General features: G+C 61.5%; 4 protein-coding genes. 1 reads left to right on the top strand and 3 read right to left on the bottom strand.

Annotated features, from left to right (window positions below; translation table 11 throughout):
- The 3 genes from C9413_RS27610 to dapF all read right to left on the bottom strand — a co-directional run.
- Nucleotides 1-979: signal recognition particle receptor subunit alpha (locus C9413_RS27610; RefSeq protein WP_170251180.1), on the bottom strand; the 979-nt coding region annotated here is incomplete at its 3' end.
- A gap of 15 nt (nt 980-994) precedes the next feature.
- A complete protein-coding gene (gene mtaB / locus C9413_RS27605) occupies nt 995-2275 on the bottom strand; it encodes a tRNA (N(6)-L-threonylcarbamoyladenosine(37)-C(2))-methylthiotransferase MtaB (RefSeq protein ID WP_170251179.1) in 1281 nt (426 codons plus the stop codon).
- Entirely contained in the window at nt 2272-3177 is a 906-nt protein-coding gene (gene dapF / locus C9413_RS27600; RefSeq protein WP_170251178.1) for a diaminopimelate epimerase, read from the bottom strand. The genes mtaB and dapF overlap by 4 nt, the downstream gene beginning before the upstream one ends.
- A gap of 287 nt (nt 3178-3464) precedes the next feature.
- Here dapF and C9413_RS27595 point away from each other — a divergent pair.
- Nucleotides 3465-5047: elongation factor G (locus C9413_RS27595; RefSeq protein WP_170251177.1), on the top strand; the 1583-nt coding region annotated here is incomplete at its 3' end.

The following is a 5047-nucleotide window of genomic DNA, read 5'->3' as shown; positions in this document are numbered from 1 at the left end:
GAATGACATGCGGCTTGTGGGTGAGATCGAGCTGCAAGGGCCTTGCGACCGGCTTCAGCACTTTGGCAATTTCCGACGCCATGATGCGGCTGACATCCTCGCCGGTCACATCCTTGCCATAGCGCTCGGAAGCAAGCGTATCGGTGACACGCATGGCGGTCTCGACGCCGAGGTCGGCCTGTATCAGAAGGTCTTCGAGATCCTGAAGGGTGTCGTCGTCCAGCTTGCGCTTGGTGAAGAGCGCTGAAATCTGGCCCGTGAGTTGCGACGAAGTACGTGCGAGACCGGCGCGCAGACGCTGGAACCAGCTGAGTTTCGGCGCAGGAACAATCGGCTCCGGTTCGGTGATTTTCGGAGTGGTTGCAAAGCCCTTGGGAAGGACAGGTTCCGTCCTTGAAGCATGCTCGCCATCCGCTTCAGGTCGAGGAGCATCCCCCTCCACCTTGCCGGGCATCTCCCCTACAAGGAGAGAGGTTGGTTGAGCAGGAGCGCTTTGCCCTCCCTCAGCCGTCCCGGAAATCTCCGGACGAATATCCGTGACTTCATCACGAGAAGCGTCGGAAAGTGGCGCCTCGTCGGCCAACTGATCTTTCCCCTCGTGGGGGAAATGTCCCGAAGGGACTGAGGGGGGTGTCTCCGCCAAGGGCGCGTCTTGGGCTGACGTCTCTGGCTCGGCTTCAGCCTCAGCCTCCAGCAACGAGAGTGGTATCACTCCAAGATCGCCAATCTGGTAGGCGCTCGGAAGGATCGCCGACTCTTCGGCGTCTTCGGAAGGCTCGACAGCGTCCGCAGCCGGGCCGCCCGGGGTATCCAACTCCTCCGATAAAACGGGATCACTTGCGAGCGGCAAGTGTTCCTCGCGCGAATGCGGCTCCAGTTCGGCTTCGAGAACTTTTGTCTCTGGAGCCTCTGGCGCCTGCTCTTCCGCCGGCTTTTCCTTGCCGAAGGTGAAGACCTTTTTGATGAAACTGAGCGCCATTGGAATTCCGTGAAATCAGGCCGCGTCGGCAGTTGTCAATTGCATGTCGAGATGTTTGCCATTATGGCCGGTGATGGTTGCCTCGACGAACGAACGCGGGCGAAGACCGGGGGCTGCGACAAGCGTGAAGTTCTCGGTATGTGCAAGCCCGTTGTTTTCCACCAGCAGGCATTGCCGCGTTCCGACCATCTGATCCAGATGGGACTGATGAAGCTGATGTCCAGTAGCACGAAGCCGTACCGCACGATCCTTGACGATCGACCGGTCGAGCTGCGGCATGCGGGCTGCCGGCGTGCCTGGACGAGGGCTGTAAGGGAAGACGTGCAGGTGAGCGATCTTCGCTTCTTCCGCCAGGCTGGCGGCATTTTCGAACATCTCTTCGGTCTCGGTCGGGAAACCGGCGATCATGTCCGCGCCGAAACACATCTCTGGACGCAGACCGCGAACCTGATCGACGAAGGCCAGCGCATCAGCGCGCGAATGTCGCCGTTTCATGCGCTTCAGGATCATGTCGTCGCCATGTTGCAGCGAAAGATGCAGGTGCGGCATGAATCGCGGCTCATCGGCGACCAGATCGAACAAATGCTTGTCCGCCTCGATGCTGTCGATCGATGACAGCCGCAGTCGGCGGATGTCAGGTATCTGTTTCAGAAGCGTCTTGGCAAGCAGCCCGAGCGTCGGTTCGCCGGGCAGGTCGGCGCCGTAACTGGTGGCATCGACGCCTGTCAACACGATCTCTCGGTAGCCGTTTTCAATGAGGTTGCGCGCCTGATCGACCACGGCGCCCATGGGCACGGAGCGGGAATTGCCGCGGCCATAGGGGATGATGCAGAAGGTACAGCGATGGTCGCAGCCGTTCTGCACCTGGATAAAGGCGCGCACATGCCCGTCGATGTGCTTTACCATCTGCGGCGCCGTCTGGCGCACACTCATGATGTCGTTGACACGCAGCTTCTCTTCCGCGGCCACTCCGAAATCGGGCAGGGCGCTGGCGTGATAAGAAGCGGTGATCAGCTTCTCTTCGTTGCCGAGAACGACGTCGACCTCGGCCATTTCTGCGAAGGTCTGCTTTTCGCTCTGGGCTGCGCAGCCCGTCACGATGATACGCGCATGCGGGTTCTCGCGTCGTGCGCGGCGGATGGACTGCCGCGCCTGACGCACGGCCTCGCTTGTGACTGCGCAAGTGTTCACCAAAATGGCGTTGTTGAGCCCGGCCTTTTCCGCCTCCGCCCGCATCACTTCGGATTCGTAGGTGTTGAGACGGCAGCCGAAGGTAATGACCTCAACGCCGCTCACCGCGCCTCGGCCCCCTGCGCCTGATCGCGCGCCCACGAACCGGTGGAGGGGTCTAACGTTCCGGACCATTCCCATTCGGCAGGGCCGGTCATGATCACGTGGTCGTCGCGGTCGCGCCATTCGATCGACAATATGCCGGGCGGCTTGGCGCTGGCGACATGAATCTCGACCTTGCGGCCCGTGCGGCCCGTGCGGGCAGCGCAAACTGCTGTTGCGCAGGCAGCCGAACCGCAGGCAAGCGTCAAACCCGCACTGCGCTCCCATGTCCGTGTCGTGATCGATGCCGGCGAGGGAATTTGCGCCAGCGTAATATTTGCGCGCTCGGGAAACATCGGGTGATTCTCAAGCAACGGTCCAAAGCGCGCCAGGTCAAAGGACATCACGTCCCTGTCGACCCAGAAGACGGCATGCGGGTTGCCCATCGACATGGTGGAGGGCGAATGCAGGACCGGGCTGTCGATCGGACCGATTTGGAGTTCAATGCGGCTGGTATCGTGAAATTCTTCCGCAAGCGGGATCTTGTCCCAGTCGAAAACAGGCTTGCCCATGTCGACCGAGATCGTACCGTCCTCATGCTCGACGGCATTGAGGATGCCTGCCACCGTCTGGAAAGTGAAAACCTTGTTGCCGGTTTCCGAGGCAAGAGCCTGCACCACGCAACGCGTGCCATTGCCGCAGGCTTGCGCCTTTGATCCATCGGAATTCAGGATATCGATCCAGGCATCGGTGCCTTGAGCCCTCGGGTCGTGGATCGCCATGATCTGGTCGAAGGCCGTATCTGGATGGGCATTGAGCGCAATTGCCGCAGCAGGCGTCACCTTGTCCGCGCGGCCGCGCATGTCGACGACCAGGATCTTGTTGCCAAGCCCGTTCATCTTCGCGAATTCGACCGTTGCGCTCATAGGATCATCCCGTGTCCATTTCGGCTGTATATGGCGGAAACGCGCGGGAATTACCAGTGGGTGCGGGCAATGACTAGCCAGCGACGCTTCGCTGCTCCGCCCTTTTTCGCCGGCAATCTCGTGGGGAGCCCGGCAAGGCAGACGCCATGCTGCCCAGGCAAAAATGTCTCATGAGGGGACAGGCGCCGCCTCATGCTTGAGAAAAGTCGCAATGGCCTAGCACTTTTCAACGGTTGAAGGCATTCTTGACAATCGGATGCGTGTTCTTGGCAAAGGGAGGATAGCCGATGCGCTGCTTCACGGTACTTGGACCCTCGCAGACGGGAAAGTCGACGCTCGTCGCAAAACTGGCTTCGCTCGAAGCGACACCGAGAAGGTCCGTCTCTCCATACGGATCGAGCCTGACGGAATTCGAATTCGGAAGCGAGGCATGGTGCGCGCTGGATACACCCGGCGCGAACGAGGCGCTGGCGCTCGCCCAGGATTCACTTTTGGCAAGCGATGCTTGCATCCTCTGCGTATCGCCGGCGCCGGACGAGGCGGTGCTGGCAGCACCCTATCTTCGCGCCATCGAAGCTTCGGGAACACCTTGCATTCTTTTTGTGAACCGCATGGACGAGCCGCAGGGGCGCCTGCGCGATGTCATCGCCGCCCTGCAGGCCTATTCCAGCCATCCTCTCGTCCTGCGGCAGATACCGATCCGCGACGGAGATGTTGTGGTCGGCAGCTGCGACCTGATTTCGGAGCGGGCCTGGCGCTATCGGGAAGGTCAGCCTTCTGCCCTCGTCGAGCTTCCCGACAGTGCTGCTGCGCGCGAGCACGAGGCGCGTTCCGAATTGCTGGAACAGCTTTCCGAGTACGATGACTGGCTTCTCGAGGAACTGATCGAAGACCGCGAACTACCAAGCGACGCACTCTTTGCCATCGCCTCACGGATCCTGAAGGAAAACAAGGTCATTCCGGTGCTCTTCGGCGCAGCATCCCACAGCAATGGCATCAAGCGGCTGATGAAGGCGCTGCGCCACGAAGCGCCGCCTGTTGAAGCCCTGAAGAGTCGGCTGGCCGCCACCGCCAGCCTGGATGAAACGGCACTGGCTGCCGTAAGCTTCCACGCCTACCACCGGCCGAGCGTTGGAAAGACGATTCTCGTCCGTGCGCTTGCCGACGGACTGAAACAGGGCGCTGCGCTGGGCGGCGCTAGTCTCGGGTCGGTCCAGGAGGGAGGAAACGGCCGTCCCCTTGCCGGAAACTCGGCACGTGGCAGGATTTTCGCCGCAGTCAAGTCAGATCACTTGCCCGCAACCGCCTTGCTGACAGCCGCCGACGCGTTGGCACCGCCCGCTTGGACGGCACCGCCGACGCCCATGCTCGAACGCATCCTTGTTCCGGGCACCGAGCGCGACGAAACGAAGCTCTCGGCGACGCTTGCAAAGCTGGCCGAGACCGATCGCGGCCTGAAGGTGATGCAGGAGGAGGGCACAGGCGCACAGCTGATCTGCGCGCAAGGACCGATGCACCTGCGCGATCTGCGCAAGACCCTGTCGGAGGTATTCCGGGTCGAAGTCACGGACCGATCGCCGAACCCGATCTATCGGGAAACGATCTCAAAGCCCTCGAACGTCCACTATCGTCACCGCAAGCAGACGGGTGGCGCAGGGCAGTTCGCAGACGTGCAGCTGAGTGTGCGTCCCAATGAACGGGGGCAGGGCTTCACCTTCGGCGAGACGGTCAAAGGCGGCACCGTTCCCCGGAACTACATTCCGGCGGTCGAGGCCGGCGCACGTGAAGCCATGGGAAAAGGCCCGCCCGGCTTTCAGGTGATCGCTGTCGACGTGAGGCACACGGACGGTCCGGCCCACTCCGTCGCCAG

This window comes from Rhizobium sp. SEMIA 4085 (genome assembly GCF_013004495.1).
GTDB lineage: Bacteria > Pseudomonadota > Alphaproteobacteria > Rhizobiales > Rhizobiaceae > Rhizobium > Rhizobium gallicum.
Note: the sequence above shows the minus strand (reverse complement) of the source record. Positions and strands in the feature narration are given on the sequence as shown.

Bases quoted from the DNA above. Each gene is read 5' to 3' on its own strand.
- dapF (WP_170251178.1), bottom strand. From the start codon at position 3,177: ATGAGCGCAACGGTCGAATTCGCGAAGATGAACGGGCTTGGCAACAAG.